This window comes from Okeania sp. SIO3B5, assembly GCF_010692555.1.
Taxonomy (GTDB): domain Bacteria; phylum Cyanobacteriota; class Cyanobacteriia; order Cyanobacteriales; family Microcoleaceae; genus Okeania.
Genome location: NZ_JAAHHG010000121.1, coordinates 1 through 23,761, shown reverse-complemented (window position 1 = coordinate 23,761; position 23,761 = coordinate 1). Strand labels below are relative to the sequence as shown.

The following is a 23,761-nucleotide window of genomic DNA, read 5'->3' as shown; positions in this document are numbered from 1 at the left end:
TTGATGCTCCTAAGCCACTGAAGAAACGAATTAAGAAATTAAGAAAGGTAAAGTTTGTCATTATCTCATAAAACTAAAGGCTCTAAAAGGTATGAAAAAGCCAGGGTTAGAGTTGCTAAGTTCCATGCCAAACTGAGAGATACGCTTAACAGATTTTCTACATAAATTATCTACTAAAATAATTCGTGAAAACCAAACAGTTGTTTTAGAAGTATAACAACGTTTCTGGTATGGTGAAAAAGCGGTGCGACCCCGCGACGACGCCAGCTCGCTTGCGGAACGCGCACCAAGAGACCGTAAATTATCTAGAGCAATATCAGATTTAGGCTGGAGAACCTTCAGAACATTTTTAGAGGGAAAAGCAGAAAAATATGGTCGTGATTTTAGAGTAATTAGTCGCCCTTGAGCCAACATCCCAAATTTGCTCAAATTGTGGGTTTAAAGGTGGAAAGTTAGACCTTCAGGTGCGAGAATGGGAGTGTTTAAACTGTGGTGCAAAACACGATAGATACGAGAATGCAGCCATAAATATATTAGTCGCGGGTGGGCAGTCCGAGACACTAAACGGACGCGGAGGCAAGCTTAAGACTACCGTAAAGGTAGCAGCAGCCAGTGTTAGCGGAGCTTTGCGAAGCGCAAAACGTCAACCCGCCGAGGAGCTATGGCTCGGTAGGAGTCTCCGCGCCTGACCGCCGGAGAGGATGTCAAAAAACTCATTTGCCTGTGTGCCGTAATAGAGCAATCTCAGTTTTCAGATAAGATGATAGACGCAATATCCAAAACTAAAAAGGAGAAAATTTTATGGGCCAAGATGAAATTCTGGACAAAGTACAAACAATTGTGGCTGACCAGCTAGAAAAAAAGAAAGAAGAAGTAAAACCAGAATCTAATTTTGCCAGCGATCTAGGAGCTGATTCTCTAGATACCGTAGAGTTAGTTATGGCATTGGAAGAAGAATTTGAAATCGAGATTCCAGATGAAGAAGCAGAAAAAATTTCTACTGTTCAAGCTGCTGTGGACTATATTGAAAATCAACTAACAGCCAAAGCATAACATAATTCCCAAGACCCAAAGTTTCTGCCTTCTGGGTGTGGAACTTCTGAAAACGAAAATTATGACAAATTCTGAGTTGAAACGGGTAGTTGTCACAGGAATGGGTGCTATAACACCTATCGGCAACACCTTATCTGACTATTGGAACGGGTTATTAAGTGGTAAAAATGGTATAGGCCCAATAACCAGATTCGATGCTTCAAAACACAAATGTCGTATTGCTGGAGAGGTGAAAGGCTTTGACCCTCACGAATATATGGACCGCAAACAGGCAAAACACATGGATCGTTTTGCACAATTTGCGGTGGTAGCTAGCAAACAGGCAGTTGATGATGCCCAGCTTGTTATTAATGACCTGAATGCAGAACAGGTAGGGGTGATGATTGGTACTGGGGTAGGTGGCCTAAAAGTATTAGAAGATCAACAAGAAATATATCTGACTCGTGGTCCTTCTAGGTGTAGCCCCTTTATGATTCCAATGATGATTGCTAATATGGCAGCAGGTCTAACGGCAATTCATACCGGAGCTAAAGGGCCAAACTCTTGTTCTGTTACTGCCTGTGCTTCAGGATCTAATGCTATTGGAGATGCTTTTCGTCTGATCCAAAGGGGATTTGCTCAAGCAATGATTTGTGGTGGGACTGAATCTGCAGTTACTCCTTTAGGATTAGCAGGGTTCGCTTCTGCCAAGGCTTTATCTACTCGTAATGATGACCCAGCTCGTGCAAGTCGTCCTTTTGACCGCGATCGCGATGGCTTTGTCATGGGTGAAGGAGGAGGTATTCTGATTCTAGAAGAATTAGAATATGCCCTCAGTCGAGGGGCGAGAATATATGCAGAAATTGTTGGCTATGGCATGACCTGTGATGCCTATCACATGACTTCCCCAGTACCTGGTGGAGAAGGGGCAACTAGAGCTATGGAGTTAGCGATCAAAGATGCTGGCTTAACTCCGGCTGAAATTAGTTATATAAATGCCCACGGGACCAGTACAGGAGCAAATGACCCAACAGAGACAAAAGCCATCAAAAAGGCACTAGGTGAAAATGCCTATAAGGTAGCAATTAGTTCAACTAAGTCAATGACTGGTCATTTATTAGGTGGATCTGGAGGTATTGAAGCTATAGCAACAGTAATGGCGATCGCCCATGACAAAATTCCACCGACTATCAATCTAGATAATCCCGATCCAGAATGTGACCTAGATTATGTCCCTCATGTAAGTCGTGCTCACAAAGTAGAAGCAGCCTTATCCAACTCATTTGGATTTGGAGGGCATAATGTAACTCTAGTATTTAAGAAATATGTCTAGAGGTTAGGACTAGAAATTATTTAGGGGGCGCAAGCCCCCTTTTTAATACTTCAGGTAAATCTGTTCCTTGTCTTGTTGCCCACATTCCGCACTTCAATTTGTAATATCAAATCCGCTGGCTTTGGAGTAATATAATTTTACCGTCAGTAGGGGCGTTAACGATATATTAGAAATTAATACTTTGAGGAATGCGACCTCAAAATATTAAGACGGATGTAGTAGATGAATAGTCTGATGGAAAGCGATGGCATTTACCCACTTTGCTACCTGCTAAATAGGGCTTGCTGAATAAAATTGAAATCAATACCTGTAAATGCTTCCAGGGTTAAATATTGCTGAGGGGGTGCAAGGTTTTTGGCTCAATGTGTTTCAAAATGCTAATATGTTTCCCCTTACTATCAGAAAATTTGGCCGTAGTAGATGGTCTAAACTGTTCCCTGTTCCCTGTTCCCTGTTCCCTATCATCACCATCATAATTTTTCAACAAGCCCTAAATATTGATGCTTTGAGGAATTTGGGAAGGTAGTAAAAACTCGTAAGGCATTAAACGGTCAGCATTGCGATTTCGCTCTTTAATTGTGGTCTCCGCCGCTTTTAAATTGTCCTGGAATTTCTTCAAAGCCGCTTGCAATTGATTATTATTTGGAAATGCTGATGGAGAATATTTACCTAGTTGGGTGTAATAAACAGAGCCAAGTAAATAAAGCGTATTAATCTGATTTTGAGCTTGACTGAGTGAAGGCAAACCCTTGATGAAACTCTCAGAATCTTGGGGATTTGTTGGGGCTGGAAGATAGCGAGCCAAAGGGAATGCTGGCGTGTACATCATTTCTTGTTGAGAAAAGTTCACCGCTGCGTGTTGAGCGCTCGCCGTAAAAATCACTGTCGAGATTGTTTTGACTAAACAATTTATGGTGTTAAATTTGCCTTTTCCATCATCACCAAAGTTTTGCAACCGTCCCCCTTGCAAAGAGGCTAATGTTGATCCCCAAGTTTGTAAATCGCTATCATTCTCAACTGCCGAGTCGTTGCTGTAGTAGATACTGAAATAATCCCGTACCCAAATTTCAATAGCATTCCAAATCAGTAACCCGTCATCTCGGTAGGGATAGGTTGGTAACTTGTTAATATCAGTTACACGCCGATTGGCTAAAGTTTGGGGAAATGAAATTTCATTAAAGTTAAACAAATAACTTTGTGTAGCTTTAGCCGCCATAGCTTGATCAGCACCGACGCTGCTGGCTAATAGAGAGTCTACCGAACGACCGGGCGCAACTAATATTGCATGAGCGCCGTAATTGATCAGCACAGTCCCCTCGAAATGAGGTACCAAAAGTTTTCTTAAACAATGCTCTTCGGGTAGGTAATTAGTGGGGACAATAAAAGGCTCCACAACTAAATGAGTGCGCCCCAAATGACTGATGAGTTCATGATAGTTAGAATCAGTCATTTGGACGATGTTTTTAGCAGTCATCCAAGATTCACCATCTAGGGGCGTAAACAAAATCCATTCAGTGCTAATGGCTGTTCGTTGATAACTAATGGCAACCGGAAATAAAGGTCTAGACCAACTGTCAGCAGGTGGAACAGCAAATAGTGCCACTGGAGTAGCAATATACTTTTGCTGTTCTAATTCTCGGCTAACAAAAGAACCGTTAACCAAGCTATTCAAAAGCGCATAGTCAGCAACGTAAAGCCGATCGTCTGCTATTGCTGCCTCCAGTGAATCAGCGAACCCAAATTTGGCTGCAATTTGGGAATATTGTTCTGCGGTAACTGGTAAACGAGAATCACTGGCTTGGAATTGCTCAATTACCAGGGGGTTTGGTCCAGCCACTTGTAAATAAGCAAATATCAGGTCTTGTTGGAAGTTATAGGCGATCGCCGGTTTGCGGATAATTTTGAATTGCTGGTCGTAATCATCAAGGGTGGGAGACTGTGGAGAAAATTCTACACTTGAATCTGAAGTTGAAGACTTATTAGCATCAGCTAGTTCTGCTAGTTTGGCACTGTATTTAACTATTTTCTGAAGATTGTCTAATAAAGTTTTTTCACCAGTAGATGCTAACTCATCGATCTTTTCTTGGGGGATTTGAGATAATTTATTTTCAATTTCTTTAAAATCATTATCAACTATTTGCACAAGGTTTTCCTCGGCAGATTTTTGTTGAGAAAGTTCTTGCCATTGGCGGTCAATTTCCTGGTCTTTGTCAATTTTTTCTAAGTTTAAATTTAGTTGCTCAACTATATCTTTTAAACTTTCTTTTGGGATGTTGCCAAAATCATTACTAATTGGAAATAATTTAGTCCATTCAAAAGACTTTGCTTTTGATAAGCCAGAATTTTGGGAAAGGGAGCTATTTATGAATATTTTGAGCAGGGATAATACTACCTTGATCAGCCATTGCAGAGTTGGAAATGTGCCTTTAGGTAGCTGTATTAAAGGAAAACCTACGATTTTATCTAAAAATTTGCTTTTTGGTACATTTGTCATCGCCAGAGGATTGAGATAGCTGTAATTATATTTATATTCAGCTGGGTGGTCACGCTCTATGATGTACAACACTACTAAAAAAGCCGCTAATTTGACTAGATTCCTGGCGGTGTTTTTTTCGCTATTTTTAGATAAAGAATTTGCTAGTTGGATTTCAGACATCTTTTGCTCTTTCCGTTAGAAAATATTGAATCTATTTTAGTATAATTTGTACCGATACTATTTTGCTGACAATTGTTAACAATGCACAGTAAGATCAACTTACTGAGGGGGTATCTCCCAATGTGGTAGAAAATTTTTCTACCACGCTTTTGATCAAAATTCCACGCGCTCCGTTTAAGTCGCGATCAAGACGAAAACCATCATTACCAGTCACAACTTTTTTACCACCTAAATTGTTGAGCATTTCACCCGTCCAGCTAACGGTTTTGCTAGTGTAGGCTTCCGAAACATCTACAACGACTTTGCTGTATTCAACAGCTTTATGCTTTAAGTGCATCTCGAACCTATAGTGTGCCCAGTTCAACATTTGTCTCACTGATTTACTTCTGAGCTTTCTACGAGATTTGATTGTCATCTGAGAAACTTCAAAAGTTGGCAGCAGAATTACATCAAAGTTTTGAACCAAAAATAAAGCTGTTTTGTGGTGCAACTCATCTATCAGGTTTCTAATTTTTGACCTCATTCGATTAGCTGCTTTTTTCATACGCTGCTTGGTTTTAGATTTAGCTTTAGTCAATCTAGAAATTAAATCATCTAAGTGATAGCAAAGTCTTTGGATTTTTCCAATATCGCCAGAACCTATCCAACCAAAACTATTTTCTGAAAATAGCGTTAAGAAGTTTCTCACTCCAGGGTCTAATGCTACAACCCGGCCTTGATTTTCAGCCGGATGTTTTGGTGCATCAACTGGCAAGCAAAGGTAATATTGTCCTCGAGCAACAACTATTCTGCAATCTCCAAAAGTCTCTGGTAATAGCTCAGAAAATTTGAGTTTACCTAGCTTAGTGTGGTAAATACCTTTTGTTGATACTGCCGATTTAGGTATGTAGCAAGACTGAATAGGATTTTTACGAGATTTGAATTTTACCTGCTGTACCTGTCCTGTTTGAGAATACTTAACTTTTGCTTCTCTGACTGCTATACAAGCATCACGAACAGCAATAGATTTTATCTGGTAAGGAACAGGTTTAGACCACTCAGGTAAATTCTTCAAAATCCCACCCTTGATTGCTTTCCAATTAGCCTTGGTATCAGGTTGCTGAAGGTATTCAACGGTTCGGTTATAGGTAAACCTAGCCACACCTATCCATTGTCTGAGTAGTTGCCTTTGTTCACGGCTGAGGTAAATCCGAATCTTCTTTGATTTTTTGTTTGTACTTTCTAAGTCCGTGGACTCTACAGGAGAATATGTGAATGATCGAGAGAACATCGGCGACCATTTCTGATTCTGGACAATATATAGTTTGCCCTTGAACCAGGATTTCCCCACCGTTTTGTTCGACCAAATACTGTATAAGCTCGAATCCAAATCTGGTAAGTCTGTCCCGACAGGTAACAATAATTGTGAGCTGATCGCCTCGCAAGAGTCTGTCCAGTATGGCTCTAAGACCTTTTCGCTTGAAGTTAAGTCCACTGCCAATGTCTTTGATGATTTCGGCCTTTGGGTACTGGCTTTGCATGAACTCAACTTGTCTTTTGAGGTCATCTTTTTGTTTTGCTGATGAGACTCGGCAGTAGCAGATAAGGGAAGCTCTAGTTGCGCCCCTGATGTAAGATTGTGCGTCATACAATCTTTGCCCTGCCTCGTTTTTGATGATTTCAATTTTGCCTTCATCTGCATACTTGCGTAATGTATTAGGATGCAAGCCAAGTATTTCTACGGCTTTTCTAAGTGGAACGTAACCCATAATCCTATCTTGGCATACATATAGGAGTAATTGTTAATATATGTTAGCAAATAGATAATAGTTAGTCAACCTTTATTTTAAGGATAAGGTAACTTCAACAACATCTTCTAATGAGTGGGACTTATACCATTTATCAAAAGTTTTGCTACATTTCCTTGGGAGTAGGGAGTAGGGAGTAGGGAGTAGGCAGTCGGGTTTAAAGGCATAAGATATTTTGGATCAATGCCTATAATCCTTGCAAACATTACTGAATCATTATTATTACTTAATAACTGAAGTTTATTGGAAGTATAGCATTATTTTTGGGAATTGGTATTAGACAAAACAGAGTCATTTCAGTTATCAGTTATCAGTACCTCTGCCTGTTTGCGCAGCATGCATGACCTAAGAAAGCATTGGGATTTAAACATTGAATCCCCTAGGCTTCAGCTAGGGGAGTAGTCAATCGAATAACTTTATTCCCTAACCTCACCAAAAGACTTTTTCAGCAAAAGCTACTTATTACTTTTAGTCACAATAATGCAAGTTTCCTGAACTTTCGCAAGCATATCTTGAAAAGCAGGAGTTTTTTGGCCATCTTTATCCACAATCTTCCTGAGAATATAGCTCCCTGCAGGAATCAAACCAAAAAAGATATTATTTCTGCGATACCAGGTCATACCATCGACACTATCTTCCGCTTGGATCATCTCAAAGCCAAGAATCCAGCGAGGAAATTGTATTCCATAAAATTGGGGAATCACATTTGCCCGTCTCAAAGTATTATCCCGAAAAAGTATCTTGATGAGCAATTTTTGGGACTTATTCTGCTGAAGAAGTTTTCGTCCAGCAACTGAAGGATGAAATGTCCATTGAAAGGGATCGTGAGTCCTCACTGACAAGGTTAGAGTCTCAGGATTCCATGAAGCAGAAGCATTCAGAGTCAGGCAATCCTCTGGTAGATCGTTTCCATCCATAAAGTAGATACCCTGTAAGACTTCGGGTAAATCTGTCCCTTTTCCTGTTGACATCCAAGTTTGGATATCATCAAAGCGACGTTCTTCTATAGTAGTGTTATCTTGATTCATCTAGTATCTCCAAACATTAGATATTAATACTTTTAGGAATGCGGCTGGGAGATAAAACCTTATAGACACCTTCTTGAAAACTAGACAAAGCTAGACATTTGCCATCGGTGAGTGCAAATGATTTCATTACTCACCCGTTTCAATGTGTACTTGCACAGAAAGTTGATGTTCCGCCCACAAACTGTGGGTTAGGATACCCTCAAGGGCTTTCCTCCATTGAAAAAGTTGAGTCCTCTGGATACGATGTAGTTTAATAAAACTAGCAACTCGCCTCCAATGACTCCAATCATGTTTGTTGACATCCTCTGGTCTCAACAAACACTGTGGTATTTTTTCTGATAACTTTAAGGCTCTGCGGCCAATTACTAAAGCAGCAGCAGTGCCACTATTTAGACCGTATTTAGCCATGTAATTAATCATTCCAATTACACTGGTAAAAGCTGGATTAACTTTAATTAATTCTACTCCAAATCTTCTACAACGTGACAATATAGCTTCCCTAAACATTCCCGTAGACAAATTGGAAAGCATATCATTATAAACTTTACTTTCCTCGCTCATCTTAGATTTTTTCTTGGTAAAATCCAGAGACTCAATAGCAATAGCACATTCAAAAAATTCTGCTAATTTCACAACTTGGCAAACAATATTCCTCATGGATGCAAGTCGTTGTCCTGTAGTTTGATTTTTCCATTGATAAGGTAGCTCTTCTAAATATTCAATATTTCCATCCCACTTCACATAAGTAACTGAAATTGATTCTGCATTAAAATCAATACCTAGACAACCATTTTTTCTTGTATGAACTACTGGTATTTCTGGTACATAAGTTGAAAGATGTACATACCAATTATCCTGTTTATGTTCTCTACGAAAAATAGAAATTGTGATTGGTTTGAAATTGTTGATGGCATAATCTAAATCTGTGGCTCTATATCTGCCATCCCTATTTGAAACACTAAATTCTAACTGTATTTTTTGACCATATTTATCCTGTAATGGTCTCGGTAGTTGAACTTGTAATTGATATAACCCATCCTCTTGTAATGAGAAAACTTTCATCATAGTTCCACCGCCTGGCTGAGATTTTCCTATACAGAAAAACCTGCCTGACCGTTTCTTACTCCAATCAACACCCCATTCATGTCGGGTTTTATATCCATTTTCTGCTAAATTATGTTGAGCATTAAATAATTTCTGTGAGCCAAAACAAATATGTAAACGTTCTGTGTTTTTTAACTGCTTTAATTTTCGTTTCAGGCACTTTATTTTATGAATTTTACTCTTTAAACCTAGCAATTGATGAAAAAATTTATTTCGGGCTTGTAGATGCGGAAAACCTTTCTTTGTTGCTAATTTTAAGGTTTTTTCTAGTTTAGTGATGAGTTTTTTGGCAGCAGTTGTTTTAGCTTGGATTTGTAACTCTAATTTAGTGATATTGTTATTCTTAGCTGTTTTTAATTGGTTTAAACATGTTCGTGCTTCAGTAGCGATTGAGTCAGCCCATGCCCATTGAATGTTAAACTGCTTCATAAGACGCTTTTCTAGTTCAGATTCTGACAATTTCTCAGTTTGCATCCAGTTAACAGCAGAACGTTTCCAGGATTCATATAATGCTCCGAGTTCCTCAAAAACAGGATGATATTCAATTTTGGCTTCTATCCCTATTAAGGAACCGTGAGATTTGGCCATTACTTACATTGAATAACTTCACTCTAAGGTTAGCAGAGCAAGTCTTTGGGTGTCAATCATATTTGTGATAGCTTTGACATGAACTCAAGTTTCGTGTCAGGTTCCTAATTTTTATGCTTTAGATTGTATCATATCTAGCGACATTTTGTAGATGTTTATCCAGGATAGTCTATATTTTTTGGTGTTAGTAAACAACAGTTTCATACCCTTAACCTCATAATAATAACTAAAGTCCACACCATAAGTTTAACTTCATAAGGGCCTTAAAATTTTTGACTTGATAACTTCCCTTGCCTAGAGATCCCTACAGTGAGATGATCTGTAATGTATATGGCCTGAGAACAATTCCAGAGCAGTATAACTGTAGTATGACAGTGGACAAATATCTGGTTTATTCGCTCCGGCATTCACACATTTCAATATATAGAAACAATAACTATGGTTGCTACAACTCAATCACTGGAAGAACTTTGTATTAACTCAATCCGCTTCTTAGCAATTGATGCAGTTCAAAAAGCTAATTCTGGCCACCCTGGACTACCCATGGGTGCTGCACCAATGGCCTTTGTCCTCTGGGATAAGTTCATGCGCTTTAACCCCAAAAATCCTAAATGGTTAAATCGCGATCGCTTCGTTCTATCTGCTGGCCATGGCTGTATGTTACTTTACGCTCTCATGCACCTCACAGGTTTTGACAGCGTACCTATGGAGGAAATTAAACAATTCCGTCAGTGGGATTCTAAAACTCCTGGCCACCCAGAAAATCATATTACTGAAGGTATTGAAGTTACTACCGGGCCACTTGGACAAGGTATTGCTAATGCTGTTGGATTAGCTGCTGCTGAAGCTCATTTAGCTGCTACATTCAATAAGCCAGACTGTAACCTAATTGACCACTATACCTACGTCATCATGGGTGATGGTTGTAACATGGAAGGAATTTCTGGTGAGGCTGCTTCCTTAGCTGGACATTGGGGGTTAGGTAAGTTAATTGCCTTCTATGATGATAACCACATTTCCATTGACGGTCATACAGACATTTCCTTTACTGAAGATGTAAGTAAGCGTTTTGAAGCTTATGGTTGGCACGTTCAGCACGTTGTTGATGGTAATACTGGCTTAGACGCGATCGCTGAAGCTATTGAAAAAGCAAAGGCGGTTACTGACAAACCTTCTCTAATCAAAGTTACTACTCTGATCGGTTATGGTTCTCCTAATAAAGCTGACACCCATGATGTTCACGGTGCAGCACTGGGACCGGATGAGGTAGCAGCTACTCGGAAAAATCTTGGTTGGGAATATCCAGAATTTGAAGTGCCTGCGGATGCTCTGAGTCATTTCCGCCAAGCAGTTGATCGAGGAGCAAAATATCAGGAAGAATGGGATAAGCTGTTCTCCGACTATAAATCCAAATATCCTGAAGATGCAGCTACTTTGGAGCGGATGGTAAGTGGTAAATTACCTGAAGGTTGGGCAGATGCACTACCTAAATATACTCCTGAAAGTAAGAAGGATGCAACTCGTAACCAGTCTGGTGCAACACTGAATGCTATAGCTGGAGTTTTACCAGAATTAATTGGTGGTTCTGCTGACTTAGCTCCTTCTAACAAAACTCTACTCAAAGGTTTAGGAGATTTCCAAAAAGGTCAATATCAAAACCGAAATATGCGTTTTGGTGTGCGGGAACACGGTATGGGAGCAATTTGTAACGGTATTGCTCTACACGGTTCTGGTTTAATTCCTTATGGTGCAACATTCTTGGTGTTCACCGACTATATGCGGAACTCTATCCGTTTATCTGCTTTAGCTGAAGCTGGTGTTATTTGGGTAATGACTCATGACTCTATTGCTTTAGGTGAAGACGGCCCAACTCACCAACCAGTTGAGCATATTGCTTCTTTACGTTTGATTCCACAATTACTTGTGATGCGTCCTGCGGATGGTAATGAAACTTCTGGTGCCTATAAGGTTGCAGTAGAAAAGGCTAAAGGAACTCATCCTCAACCTACTCTATTAGCATTGTCTCGTCAAGGTTTGCCTAATTTAGCTGGTAGTTCCATTGATGCGGTTGCTAAAGGTGCTTATATTGTTAGTGACAGCGAGGGTACTCCAGATATTATCTTAATTGGTACTGGTGGCGAAACTTACCAATGTGTGGAAGCTGGTGAAAAACTGCGTGCTGAAGGTAAGAAAGTGCGGGTAGTTTCTATGCCATGTTGGGAATTATTTGAAGAGCAGGATGCAGCTTATAAGGAGTCTGTGTTCCCTGCATCTGTGAAGAAACGTTTGGCAGTGGAAGCTGGTGTTAGTTTTGGTTGGCATCGTTATGTGACTGATGAAGGTGCGACTTTGAGTGTTGATACTTTTGGTGCTTCTGCTCCTGGTGGTGTTGTACTGGAGAAGTATGGTTTCACTGTTGATAACATTGTTGCTAAAGCTAAGGAAGTATTGGGTTAGTTTTGATGGCGATCGGCATTTAGCACTCAGCTAGAGTTACAGCAGTTTTCATAATTAGTAGGGACGTTGCATGCAACGTCCCTACTAGCTTTTGGTGGTTACGACGTGGTTCATCAGGTTTGATATAATATAATTAGGAATAATATCATGTCCGGATAAGAGCGTGATCAAAAACCTTCTCCCTTTAAATCTTTCTTTTCCTTCTGCCCTCAGCATAGCAGCATAGCTGCCTTCGGACCTCCAAAGTGTAATATCATGTCCGGATAAGAGCGATCTGGAAAAAAACCAAAACAGTCACTTGCAGTACAAATCTTTTTATTCTCCCTACTCCCTACTCCCTACTCCCTACTCCCTTATTTATAACTATTCAACCGGACATGATATAACTAAGTTTGATGATTAATTTGAATAAAGCAGTTTTAGTTATATCTTTAGTTGCATCTATTGCTTTACCAACAGTAGCAGAAGAGTCAGGTGGATTTTATGCTGCATCTGGGTGAGGGTAGGAGACAGGAGACAGGAGACAGGAGGCAGGAGACAGGAGACAGGAGAAATGGGAATGAACAAGAAGGTAGAAGTAAGAATTGTAAGAATAATTTTTCTGCCCAACTATGCGCCTAAAATACGCTCCTTTTTGAGTATTTTAGACTGAAAAGGCGCACTGCAATTCGACCCTAAAAAGGCTAAAACCACTCTACTGAGAAGAGCAAAAAACATTTTGTGAAGCACCAAAAAAAATCTGTGAGGTTTTTTGCCTTGCATTCCTCAAAAAATTGTGAGACAATTAAAGTATTGGGGGTTGTTCGCCCCTACGCATGACTTTTTATTCAACTAAAAACACCGCACTTTCTACTGATAACTATATACAGAGATATCAGTGATCGCTCCACTCAATTGAGAAGATAGAGAAAATATTTGTCTCAGTGGAGTCAAAAAAACATTTTGTGAAGCACCAAAAAAATCTGTAAGGTTTTGAGTCTTGCATTCCCCAAAAAATTGTGAGACAATTTATGTATCGGGGGTTGTTCGCCCCTACGGATGACTTTTTATTCAACTAAAAACGCCACACTTTCTATGGGTAACTATATATAGATAAGCGATGTAGCTACCGCTAGGCTCCGCCAACGCTCCACTCAATTGAGAAGAGTCAAAAAAAAGCATTTTGTGAAGCACCAAAAAAAATCTGTAAGGTTTTGAGTCTTGCATTCCCCAAAAAATTGTGAGACAATTTATATATTAGGGTTGTTTGCCCCTAAACATGACTATTTATTCAACTAAAAACAGCTAAAACCTTTATCTATCAATCCTTTGAGATTTAATGAGCAAGCCCTAAGTATTGGTATTGCCCAAAATAACTATTATCGCTATACTTATATTATATGGCGATAATAGTTGAAATGTATCTGACCCAAAAGAACAAAATCAGGAACTTGTCCACTCAAGAGTTTAAAGCTCTCAGACAGTTGTGCAGATTATCCAAAAATATGTACAATGTAGGCCTTTACTCTGTGAGACAGTTTTATTTTGCAGAAGGTAGGTATCTCAGATATGAATCCAACTATCATAACTGCAAAGATAATGAAAATTATCAGCTACTTCAAACCGATATTGCACAACAAACATTAAAAGTTGTTGATAGGTCTTTTAGAGCTTTTTTCAACTTAATAAAAGCTGCCAATGAGAGGCTGTATCGCTTTGAACAAATACGAATACCTAGATACTTAAATAAAGAGGGGTATTTTCCTTTAATTATACCTCGAATTATCGTCAAAGATGGATATTTTAATATCCCAATGTCTAGGAAATTTAAGGATGAGTATGGGGAAGTAAAAATCCCTTTTCCGGAGCGATTAATAGGTCAAAACCTGAAGGAAATTAGGGTAATTCCTAGATATAATGCTAGGTTTTTTGAAGTTGAATTTATTACTGAAGTTGAACCACAACCAGCTAAAAAAACTGATAAAGCTTTAGCTATAGACCTTGGTTTAAATAATTTAGCTACCTGTGTATCAAATACTGGGTCGTCATTCATTTTGGACGGAAGAAAACTTAAATCAATCAACCAGTGGTACAACAAGGAAAATGCTAGATTACAGTCATTAAAGGATAAACAAGGTATCAAAGGGTTGACTAAGAAACAGATTAACATTACAGTCAATCGAAACAATAAAGTAAGGGATTATCTGAATAAAGCAGTTAGATATTTAATTAACTGGTGTAGTAAAAATCAAATATCTACGATTGTTGTAGGTGTTAATCCAGGAATGAAAAAAAATATCAATTTAGGTAAGAAAGCTAACCAAAAATTTGTACAAATACCACACTATAGTTTGAGATTAAAATTAAAAGCTATGTGTGAAAGATATGGATTAACTTATTTAGAACAAGAGGAGTCTTACACATCCAAAGCTAGTTTTTTGGATAGAGACAATATACCTGTTTATCATGCTCATAATTCAACTGAATATAGTTTTAGTGGCAAAAGAATCAAACGTGGTTTGTACAAAACGAAGCAAAATAAATTGATTAATGCTGACTGCAATGGAGCAGCAAATATTGGATTAAAAAGTAAACTGAATGGGTTTACCCCAGACAGACTAGAGGCATCTTTGGCTATGCCATTAAGGGTTAAATTTGACGTGGATTTATCCCGGCAAATTTATTCTGCTTAAGAATTCGCGTGGATTTATCCTGCGGAGTGTCAAATTCAAATTCACTCAGAACTAAAAAAAACTCATTCTTACCTACAGAGTCTCATCAAACTTCGCTTCTAAGATATAATACAGTTGTTTAGTAAAATACTACTCTCTATAACTTTTTCCCTTTTAATTCTATAAAAATTATCCGATCGCCTTCCTCCATTGCTCATTGCTTCAAAAAAACGCACAGCCTGCAAGTCAACGGTTTCCGAGCGCGTAAAGACGGAGCAAGAAAAAAAATCTAGAAAATAAATAGGGTTTGCGCTCAAAAGTCTTTTTTCGTATGGGTAGGAGACAAGAGACAGGAGACAACCCACCCCTAACCCCTCCCAGGAGGGGAAGACAGGAGAAATGGTTCGGGAGCGAGGAGGTAGGAGCGGGCGTTTTGTCCCAAGATTATTCTGCCCAACTATGCGCCTAAAATACTAACTTTTTGAGCATGAAGAGCTGAAAACCAGACACTTTTTTCGATCCAAAAAAGGTTAAATCCTTTATATGTCAATGCTTTTAGATTTATTCAGCAAACCCTAAATAAACCTACCCCTATCAAAAATTTAAAATAAAAATGACATCAAGTCCTTATAAAAGTAAAGTATTAAACTTTGTTTCTGAAAAATATCGCCAAATATTAGATAGAAGCGATCGCGCCCTCAGTCAAATAAAATTTGCAACTACCAACACAATTCAATTGCTACTTTATCCAATATACGTGTTGCTGCAAACCTCTCGCCTAGCAGTCAAACAACTAGAAAAAAATAATAAAAGCAAGTTACCACAAATCACAAATAAAGTCAATAATGAAACAACTAAAAATCATCAAAATACTAACCAACCCATTCAGCAAACATCACTAACAACAATACAAACAGCTACCCCACAAGCAGCTAAACTCTCAGTAAACACCTCAACCTCCTCCCTAATAAAACCCCAATCTAAACTTTTCCCAAGACTAGAAATTAAATTAGAAAATCAAGACACCCTGGCAGATAATCATCAAAAATCTGAACTTTTGACCAAAGAACAACAAAAACAGCCACTTATCCTAACAGCTTACTTAGAAAACAACGCCCCATTGCAACTTCAACCATGTGCCGAAATTGCACCAAACTCCGGATATATGAGCATTTTCTGGCAAATTATGGCTTGGGTGCAAACCAGTCAAATAGCCTTATGGTTCAATCTATTTGAGGAATTGAAATTACCCCTGGAGAAAAATGAACTAATTCAGCAAAAGAAGCAATACCAAACACTGCCATTATTGTCAAGTTCAAATCTAACTTTCCATAACTTTATTAGCAATGTAGCTAAAAATTACCTACACCCAATTACGAGAAATCTAGGTTTAAATGGTTTACTACCACCCTCCAATATAGAAGAATTACCCTTTGAGTCATTGTTAGAAGTAAAAATAGAGGAAGAGCAGACACAGAACCATTCTCAAAATACCACTTTCACTTCTAATAATTCTGTCCAAATAGAAACAATCAGACCTAGAGAAAATCAGGACAGAAACATCAAAGCTTTAACAAAGACAAATGAACCAAACTATTCTCAGACCATAAAAAATCCTAAAGTTTCCATTCAACATGATAGTAGAGACAGTAAGCCAGAGTACCAAAAAGAATCAGACTGCCTAGAAGTAACCTCAGTTTCCATAGGATATATCAAACATCCCCTAGAGCGAATATTAGAGTGGGTGGATGTAGTTATGACCTGGATAGAAAAAGTATTTGCACAAATTTGGCAATGGAGCCAACTTTGATGTGGGCAAGGAGTCTCCCGTTATACGAATGTTAACGGGAGGGGAATTGCCGACCAACAAATAAACCGCGTAGCGTCCACTTAGTTTCTTGCATTGTGTGCTTTTTTGTGTTATTGGTGACTATATCAGGAGTAGCGGTAATACGCACCTGATAACAGCACGGTCGAAAACGACATAGAGTATGGGCTTCAATTGCTGAAGTTAAGCGTCAACCCGTGAAAAGGTAAAACTCTTGAGGGAACTTTCTGGAGTACAGATATTGTTTAGTACAAAAAGGCGGTGGGTTTCCGAGTCTGGTGTCTGTGGAGGGTTAAGTGGTTGCACTCCCTGTGAAACAGAAAGCCCGCGTCCGTGAGGTGGGGAAGCCTACATCATAATCTTTGATTTGATGTAGGAGAACGTCACAAGAAGTTGAAAAATATTTGACACATAATTGTAGTCAAATGAGACAATATTTAGATATGATAAGAAAGTTGTAGATTTCTCATAATCAATATCAATTTTTCACATTCTGGGAGAAAAATAATAGATGCTAACTCTAAAAATAGTCGTTAATATTGTCGTCCTCTTTTTTGTTGGATTATTCATTTTTGGATTCTTGTCCAACGACCCCGCTCGTAACCCTAGTGGTCGAGATATGGAGTAATAAAATTTCTACCTAAAATGGACGGAGAGGACTCCCGGTATAATCTCCGATTTACCGGGAGATAAATCACAACCAAAATAAAAATAGATACTGACCTTGATTTGCAGCACCAACATGTAAGTCAGCCTGGAAGCCCACTAATCTAATTAAGTGTAACATTCCAGGCAAATTTTTGACATAATTGACAAAATATGATAAGCAAAATAAAATTCAGTGAATAACTGAACAATGTATCTATAATAAAAAAAGTGGAAAAAAGTAATATCGAGGCCAAGGTAATTAGATTTTTACTCTTAAATTGATAAATCTTGTTTGACTACTCCCCGCAGCTTTTGCCGAGGGGATTCTAAGTTGATACTACCCAACAGGATAAATCCATGTTGCTTCGTTTTTTCTTAGCTGACCAAAGATATACTCTTTGGGGACAAGTCAAAGTGCCCCTACACAGTCGGCTTAAGTCTAAACCATGCTTTGCTGCTTACTTTTGTCTAAACGTTTGTATATCCGGATAATAGCACAGGACAACTAAAGTTGTCTAGTCTAAACGACTCGCTTGTTTTCATCCCCCGGTTAAAACACGGGGGCTTTCAACGTCGCTTTTCGGTAAAAATTCTAACTCTTAAGTTTATGATTGACTCCGATCTTTAACCATTGAGCTGAGTGTCTCTATCTGAAATATGTCCTATCCTCTGCCCCCACCAGAACTACCTCCAATAGTCGAAACCCTCCCTTCACCAACTGTAACTCAAGGTGTTACAAAATTACGACAGGAAGTACCTAGCCCAGTGCCAAAATCAAATCAGGGGACTGAGGAAATCATATTGTCTGTAAAAAGCACCTTCTTAGGACAAGAATTCAGAGAAACCGTATTGTACAAATTTCCTCAAATTAAATCCACTTTTGACCCTGTTAGTCGAGTAAGTCCAATTCATACAACCTCAGCAAGTCTTGGACCACCTGTAGAAATAGACATATTATCAGCAGAAAAAATTTCTACTATCGAAAACCAAATTAATTCAGATAGAAAACTAACATTCTCTTCTACTTCCTTCTCAAATTTCTCCGAATATATTGGGAAAAAACAAGAAGAACAAACTGTCAAACAAGTAAACTTATATAGCTCAAACAGTAGAGAAATTTTAGAACATTTCAGTGAGAATACCGCAAGTACCAGAAAAAAAATAACTACCTCAAAATTTTTCACTCAACTAGAACAACTTGAAACACAAACACAAAAACAAACACTTAAAATAGGACAAACAATAGAAGATAGCTCCCCAAAATTGCCCAATCTTCCCCAAGACCAACAACCTATTGACCAGCCAGATGTCCCAGAATCAAAAGAAGAAGAAACACCTGTTCCCATAGCAGATCCAGAATCTCCAACCCAAGAATCAGAGGAAGAAACAGAAGAGCAAGAACCTATTAAAATACCCTTACCCGCAGATGTAGTAGAAGTAACAGCAGAGCGCCAAGAATATGACGATCAACGACGACTAATTACAGCAGAAGGCAAAGTAATAGTGCGATTTAGTCAAGGACTCGTTAACGCCGACAAAGTACAAATTAACTTAACAACTCGCCAACTCCTAGCTACAGGAAACGCTGTTTTTACTCAGGGACAACAAGTATTGCTAGGAGAACGAATGGAGTACAACTTTAGCTTAGACAAAGGAGTAATTGAACAAGCAAGTGGAATTATCTTTGTCGGTAACGCCGAAGAAATATCCTCATCATCCTTACCAACCACAGAAGGAGTAGGAGCATTACAAGCAAGAACCTTAAGCGATCGCATCAGTGCTACTCAACCACCAACAAAAGTAAAAGCAACCGGAGGCACAAAAGTTACATTTGAACCCAAACTAGAAGCACCCGAACAAACAGGAACAGTTAATAGACTGCGCTTTGAAGCAGACCGTCTCAACTTATTAGGTGCAGGAACTTGGGAAGCGACAAATCTCCGACTCACCAACGATCCGTTTTCACCTCCAGAAGTAGAATTAAGAAGTGAGCGTGCTACACTTACACCCCTATCTCCCTTTCAAGATGAACTAATTACCAAAAAAGCACGGTTAGTATTCGACGATCGCTTTAGTTTACCACTATTTCGCGAACGAACAATTATTGACCGTAACCAAAGAGACCCCCTGCCAATTCAAATTGGTTATGACCAAGATGATAGAGGAGGGTTATTTGTTGAAACTACATTTGAACCACCACTTCAAATACCATTTCAAGTCAGAATAACTCCCCAATATTACTTAGAAAGAGCCTTTTTAGGTGATGAAGGCGACTCCCCCATAGATGATAATGTGTTTGGTCTCAAAGCTTCAGTAAACGGTTCCATAACCCCCACAACTCAACTAGAAGGACGAGCCACATTTCTCACATTTAAAGACTTTCCCGACCTAGAAGAAGACGACTTTCGGGGTAGCATTCGACTAAGACAATTATACCAAGGTTACAATTTAACAGGAGAGTATAGTTATCGCGATCGCTTATTCAATGGCAGCTTAGGATTTCAAACAGTTCACAGCAGCGCAGGTGTAGTCCTTACCTCCCCCCTAATACCACTAGGAGAAACTGGTGCCCAACTAAGTTTTCAGACAGGTTATCAAGTTGTCAATGCCAGAACAGACCGTCGGGAATTATTAACAGACCTCGAACCATTTGAACCCTTACCCGATGAAAATGATGATAATGATGACGACGATGCTAAAGCACGAGCTGACCTTGGTCGTTTCCAGAGCGTAGTCTCTCTGAGATATCCACTAACTATCTGGAGTGGAGAAGCATTGCCAGCTACTCCAACCGAAGGCTTGAGATATACCAGCAAACCAGTAGTTCCATTTGTGCAAATGGTCTTAGGACTTACTGGTGCTACCAGCCTTTATAGTAACGATGAAGACCAATCTTATCTTCGTGGCAGCCTTGGGTTTACTGGTCAGTTTGGACATTTTTCCAGAGACTTTTTTGATTATACTGGATTCAACTTAACTTATAGCCAGACAGGTCTGAGTGGTCAGTCACCTTTCTTCTTTGATCGCGTTGAAGATACGAATGTATTGTTATTTGGTCTTGTGCAACAGATTTATAAAGGTTTTCGGGTTGGCTATCAAAGTGGCCTCAACTTGGAAACTGGTGATATTCTCGATGACCGTATCACATTAGAATATAGTCGTCGTACTTATGGAGTCGTATTAACTTTTAGTCCCAGACGACAAACTGGTACATTTAGTCTCCGGATAAGTGACTTCAACTGGCAAGGTGGTACAACTCCTTTCTCAGGGGAAGATATTCGACCAGTAGGCGGGGGTGTGGTTCGATAATTATCAGAATTTAGAATTTCCTACGGAATGCTCCGCAAACAGAATTTAGAATTCAGAATTTAGACGACAAGAGCAAAAAATTAAAGCACCCTGATGAATTTTGCCTGCCCTATTACCAAAAAAAAGTGGAAAAAGCTTTTCTGTGTCTCAGGTTCATCATCAATCTCTGTCAAACACCAACTCTTTCCTTGCCGTCTACAAAATATTTAGAATTGGTTAGGGTTTGAGTCCCCATCTACTTCTTCCTTCTTCCTTCTTCCTTCTTCTTACCAAAAACTTGACAAAAATCTGCTTCCTATTCCCGACCAAAAGGCGATCGCTCCATCTATAGCAGAAAGTTTAAGTTGAGAAATTAGCAGTCAGGTAGTAGGTGGCATAAAACCACCAAAAACTAACTAACTGCCACAAACAAACTTGGGTATGGATAGACAGAAAACAAACAATTCTATAGCCGGGAAAAGTGGAAAAAGCTTTTCTGTGTCTCAGGTTCATCATCAATCTCTGTCAAACACCAACTCTTTCCTTGCAGTCTACAAAATATTTAGAATTGGTTAGGGTTTGAGTCCCCATCCACTTCTTCCTTCTTCCTTCTTCCTTCTTCCTTCTTTAAGCTATTAGGGATAAAAGCTCAACTGAGGTAATCCCAAAGTTTCTTCCCAACCCATCATCAAATTCATACACTGAATACCCTGACCAGCTTGACCTTTAATCAAATTATCAATAGCTGACATAATAATAACTCTATCAGTACGGTGATCCACCTCAATACCAAGATAACAGAGATTAGTGCCACAAGCCCATTTAGTTTGAGGATAAGTACCACTAGGTAACACTTTCACCCAAGGGCAATTACGATAAAAAGCATTGTAAATAGTCAGCAAATCTTCTCGCACTAACCCAGGATCTCGGAGAGTACCATAAACTGTAGCTAATATTCCCCGCACCATTGGCATCAAATGGGGAGTAAATTGCACCTTCACATCATAACCAGCCAAATTACCACAAATTTGTTCAATCTCTGGAGTATGTCGATGACTAGCTACTCCATAAGCACCAATAGAATTATCCGCCTCAGCTAGTAACATATTAATAGCTGCTTTACGACCACCTCCAGAAGTCCCTGACTTCGCATCAATAATTGCAGTATCCGGTACTATCAAACCCTGTTTAAATAGTGGAGAAAGTGCTAAAAGACTAGCCGTGACATAGCAACCAGGACAACCTATAAGTTGAGCATTGGCAATGCGATCGCGATACAATTCTGGTAAACCATAGACAGCCGTTGCAGCTATTTGTTTATCTGTGCGTTCCCCACCATACCAAGATTGATAAGTCTCTAAATTAGAAAATCGATAGTCAGCCGATAAGTCCAAGACTTTACATCCCTTTTCCAACAGAGTTGGTGCTATCTTCCAAGCTAAACCATTAGGAAGAGAAAGGAAGACTACCTGACATTTGCTGGCTATCTTGTCCAAATCTATTGGCTCTACCATTAAATCTACAGAATGCTGCAAGTGAGGGTAGATTGAAGAAAAAGGTTTCCCCGCACTGCTGTCACCCCCCAAGTACACAACCTCAGCCTTTGGATGATCCTCAAGCAGCTTGACAAGTTGCACCCCGCCATAGCCGGAAGCACCTACAATTCCTATTGGCACAGGTGCCGATTCATTCATAACATTAACTCCTAAGTAATTTTAGTAGCAAAAATTTTAACTTTTGCTGCATTTTAGTACTAAATTTTAATTTTGGTGACATTTAACATCTTGTTTTATAGTTTTTATTTTTTGAGCATTGGCAAAATAGCTTGTAAAAAACTTAACATTATATCCTAATTTATTAATTAGGGCTTGCTGATTAATCATCAAAGCATTTACAGATAAAGGTTTTAGGCAATTTATGTCTGGAAAAAGTATGAGCTTTTCAGCAAGTATAGGTTCAAAAAGTGAGGATTTTCACGCTCTGCACGCAGCCGAAAAATAACTTTTACTATTGTTTTGGCCACTGACTCTGTAATTCCCATTACTACTTCGTCCTAACTACTCCCTACTCCCTTTTTCCCCTCCTGGGAGGGGTTAGGGGTGGGTCCCTACTCCCTACTCCCTACAAAGAGCAAAAAGAGTTTCCATACGCAAACCCTAATTAGTGATGTAATTAAGATCGATTGGCCATTCTAAATATAAAGAGTCATACGAAATATAAAGAATTGTTATTTGAGTATTAAATTTAAGATCGAGATCCCATAAACTTTTTCTTAGTCAAGAATATAGCTCTAATAAAAAAAATATATTTCCAGTACATCGCCCTCGTCGTCTTCGTAAGCATCCCCAGCTACGTCGTATGGTACGAGAAAATATAGTTAATACTAACGATCTGATCTATCCTCTTTTTGCTGTACCAGGAGAAAGTGTAGCCAACGAAGTTAAGTCAATGCCTGGGGTTTATCAACTATCAGTAGACAAAATAGTTGAGACAGCCAAGGAAGTATATGATTTAGGAATTCCCGCGATCCTGTTGTTTGGTATTCCTGACGATAAAGATACTGAAACTACAGGAGCTTGGCATGACTGTGGTATCGTCCAAAAAGCTACAACGGCAGTTAAAGAAGCAGTGCCAGATTTATTAGCAGTTAGAGATTCAGCTTGATATTGCTGAAGGAGCAGATATGTTGATGGTGAAGCCAGCTTTAGCCTATATGGATATTATTTGGCGAGTTAAGGAAGCAACTCAATTTACCAGTAGCAGCTTACAACGTCTCTGGAGAGTATTCCATGGTTAAAGCTGCTGCACTAAATGGCTGGATCGATAAACAGAAAGTAGTTATGGAAACTATGACAAGTTTTAAACGTGCTGCTAGCGATTTTATCTTAACCTACCACACTAAAGATATTGCTAGATGGTTTTAATAGCTAAAGGATGGCTATCTATAAGATCGAATTGTAATTAGGGTTTGCTGAAAAAGTCTTATGGGTGAGGGTAGGAGACAGGAGACAACCCACCCCTAGCCCCTCCCAGGAGGGGAGGGGGAGACAGAAGAAATGGGTACTTAGAGGAGGTAGGAGTAAGAATTGTAAGAGTGATTTTTCTGCCATAATCATCCCAAAATACTAGCATGCGTGAGCTTTTTAGACCGAAAAGCTTGCACTTTTTAAAGGCAAAAAAATGCTACAACCAATATCAGTCAATGCTTTGAGATTTAATCAGCAAGCCCTAATTATATCATGTCCGGTAGCATCGGAGCGTGTATAAAATAAAGGTGACACTCTTGAGAAAACCTTCTGCCTCCTGCCTCCTGCCTCCTGCCTTCGGACAACCATTGTCTAATTATTCAACCGGACATGAT

15 protein-coding genes and 1 pseudogene are annotated in these 23,761 nt (G+C 39.1%); 9 read left to right on the top strand and 7 right to left on the bottom strand.

Translation table 11 applies throughout. From position 1 onward, the window contains the following. Positions 1-60 precede the first annotated feature (60 nt). A complete protein-coding gene (locus tag F6K54_RS17730) occupies positions 61-429 on the bottom strand; it encodes a hypothetical protein (RefSeq protein ID WP_293079867.1) in 369 nt (122 codons plus the stop codon). Positions 430-464: 35 nt separating this feature from the next. On the opposite strand from F6K54_RS17730, the gene F6K54_RS17725 reads away from it, so the two are divergent. From F6K54_RS17725 to fabF, 3 genes are all read left to right on the top strand, one after another. Beyond that, positions 465-689 (top strand): hypothetical protein, encoded by a 225-nt coding sequence (locus F6K54_RS17725; protein ID WP_293079865.1) that lies wholly within the window; start codon positions 465-467, stop codon positions 687-689. Positions 690-801: 112 nt separating this feature from the next. Further along, positions 802-1,053 carry an acyl carrier protein gene (gene acpP / locus F6K54_RS17720; RefSeq protein WP_293079863.1) on the top strand — a complete coding sequence of 84 codons (252 nt, stop codon included), beginning with the start codon at positions 802-804 and terminating at the stop codon, positions 1,051-1,053. Between the two features lie 61 nt (positions 1,054-1,114). After that, the gene (gene fabF, locus F6K54_RS17715; RefSeq protein ID WP_293079861.1) at positions 1,115-2,365 is read left to right on the top strand and encodes a beta-ketoacyl-ACP synthase II; all 1,251 of its coding nucleotides are present in this window, start codon (positions 1,115-1,117) and stop codon (positions 2,363-2,365) included. Positions 2,366-2,855: 490 nt separating this feature from the next. On the opposite strand, the gene F6K54_RS17710 is transcribed toward fabF, so the two are convergent. The 5 genes from F6K54_RS17710 to F6K54_RS17690 form a co-directional block, all read right to left on the bottom strand. Next, positions 2,856-5,021, bottom strand: a complete 2,166-nt coding sequence (locus F6K54_RS17710; protein WP_293079859.1) for a lipoxygenase family protein — start codon at positions 5,019-5,021, stop codon at positions 2,856-2,858. A 94-nt stretch (positions 5,022-5,115) separates the two neighbouring features. After that, positions 5,116-6,291 carry a transposase gene (locus F6K54_RS17705; RefSeq protein WP_293079857.1) on the bottom strand — a complete coding sequence of 392 codons (1,176 nt, stop codon included), beginning with the start codon at positions 6,289-6,291 and terminating at the stop codon, positions 5,116-5,118. Then, on the bottom strand, positions 6,194-6,769 hold the full coding sequence (locus tag F6K54_RS17700; protein WP_293079855.1) for an IS607 family transposase: 576 nt from the start codon (positions 6,767-6,769) through the stop codon (positions 6,194-6,196). Before F6K54_RS17700 ends, F6K54_RS17705 begins: the two co-directional genes overlap by 98 nt. Before the next feature lie 494 nt (positions 6,770-7,263). Next, a complete protein-coding gene (locus F6K54_RS17695) occupies positions 7,264-7,836 on the bottom strand; it encodes a hypothetical protein (protein ID WP_293079853.1) in 573 nt (190 codons plus the stop codon). A gap of 126 nt (positions 7,837-7,962) precedes the next feature. Next, positions 7,963-9,528 carry an IS200/IS605 family accessory protein TnpB-related protein gene (locus tag F6K54_RS17690; RefSeq protein ID WP_293079851.1) on the bottom strand — a complete coding sequence of 522 codons (1,566 nt, stop codon included), beginning with the start codon at positions 9,526-9,528 and terminating at the stop codon, positions 7,963-7,965. Positions 9,529-9,966: 438 nt separating this feature from the next. On the opposite strand from F6K54_RS17690, the gene tkt reads away from it, so the two are divergent. From tkt to F6K54_RS17665, 5 genes are all read left to right on the top strand, one after another. Beyond that, on the top strand, positions 9,967-11,985 hold the full coding sequence (gene tkt / locus F6K54_RS17685; RefSeq protein ID WP_293079848.1) for a transketolase: 2,019 nt from the start codon (positions 9,967-9,969) through the stop codon (positions 11,983-11,985). A gap of 1,379 nt (positions 11,986-13,364) precedes the next feature. Beyond that, positions 13,365-14,657, top strand: coding sequence for a transposase (locus F6K54_RS17680; protein WP_366558159.1), 1,293 nt, complete (start codon positions 13,365-13,367; stop codon positions 14,655-14,657). A gap of 592 nt (positions 14,658-15,249) precedes the next feature. Next, positions 15,250-16,446, top strand: coding sequence for a hypothetical protein (locus F6K54_RS17675; RefSeq protein WP_293079846.1), 1,197 nt, complete (start codon positions 15,250-15,252; stop codon positions 16,444-16,446). A gap of 529 nt (positions 16,447-16,975) precedes the next feature. After that, the gene (locus F6K54_RS17670) at positions 16,976-17,092 is read left to right on the top strand and encodes a photosystem II reaction center protein I (RefSeq protein WP_202220449.1); all 117 of its coding nucleotides are present in this window, start codon (positions 16,976-16,978) and stop codon (positions 17,090-17,092) included. Positions 17,093-17,769: 677 nt separating this feature from the next. After that, positions 17,770-20,421, top strand: a complete 2,652-nt coding sequence (locus tag F6K54_RS17665) for a DUF3769 domain-containing protein (RefSeq protein ID WP_293079843.1) — start codon at positions 17,770-17,772, stop codon at positions 20,419-20,421. A 614-nt stretch (positions 20,422-21,035) separates the two neighbouring features. On the opposite strand, the gene argC is transcribed toward F6K54_RS17665, so the two are convergent. After that, on the bottom strand, positions 21,036-22,094 hold the full coding sequence (argC, locus tag F6K54_RS17660) for an N-acetyl-gamma-glutamyl-phosphate reductase (protein WP_293079840.1): 1,059 nt from the start codon (positions 22,092-22,094) through the stop codon (positions 21,036-21,038). A gap of 610 nt (positions 22,095-22,704) precedes the next feature. Between argC and F6K54_RS17655 the strand changes: the two are divergent. Next, positions 22,705-23,324: pseudogene (locus F6K54_RS17655) on the top strand (hypothetical protein). Positions 23,325-23,761 lie beyond the last annotated feature (437 nt).

Excerpts from the sequence above, each read along its gene's own strand:
- F6K54_RS17705 (WP_293079857.1), bottom strand. The coding sequence starts at position 6,291 with ATGTTCTCTCGATCATTCACATATTCTCCTGTAGAGTCCACGGACTTA.
- F6K54_RS17695 (WP_293079853.1), bottom strand. The coding sequence starts at position 7,836 with ATGAATCAAGATAACACTACTATAGAAGAACGTCGCTTTGATGATATC.
- acpP (WP_293079863.1), top strand. The coding sequence starts at position 802 with ATGGGCCAAGATGAAATTCTGGACAAAGTACAAACAATTGTGGCTGAC.
- F6K54_RS17700 (WP_293079855.1), bottom strand. The coding sequence starts at position 6,769 with ATGGGTTACGTTCCACTTAGAAAAGCCGTAGAAATACTTGGCTTGCAT.
- F6K54_RS17670 (WP_202220449.1), top strand. The coding sequence starts at position 16,976 with ATGCTAACTCTAAAAATAGTCGTTAATATTGTCGTCCTCTTTTTTGTT.
- F6K54_RS17665 (WP_293079843.1), top strand. The coding sequence starts at position 17,770 with ATGTCCTATCCTCTGCCCCCACCAGAACTACCTCCAATAGTCGAAACC.
- fabF (WP_293079861.1), top strand. The coding sequence starts at position 1,115 with ATGACAAATTCTGAGTTGAAACGGGTAGTTGTCACAGGAATGGGTGCT.
- F6K54_RS17690 (WP_293079851.1), bottom strand. The coding sequence starts at position 9,528 with ATGGCCAAATCTCACGGTTCCTTAATAGGGATAGAAGCCAAAATTGAA.
- F6K54_RS17680 (WP_366558159.1), top strand. The coding sequence starts at position 13,365 with ATGGCGATAATAGTTGAAATGTATCTGACCCAAAAGAACAAAATCAGG.
- tkt (WP_293079848.1), top strand. The coding sequence starts at position 9,967 with ATGGTTGCTACAACTCAATCACTGGAAGAACTTTGTATTAACTCAATC.
- argC (WP_293079840.1), bottom strand. The coding sequence starts at position 22,094 with ATGAATGAATCGGCACCTGTGCCAATAGGAATTGTAGGTGCTTCCGGC.
- F6K54_RS17675 (WP_293079846.1), top strand. The coding sequence starts at position 15,250 with ATGACATCAAGTCCTTATAAAAGTAAAGTATTAAACTTTGTTTCTGAA.
- F6K54_RS17710 (WP_293079859.1), bottom strand. The coding sequence starts at position 5,021 with ATGTCTGAAATCCAACTAGCAAATTCTTTATCTAAAAATAGCGAAAAA.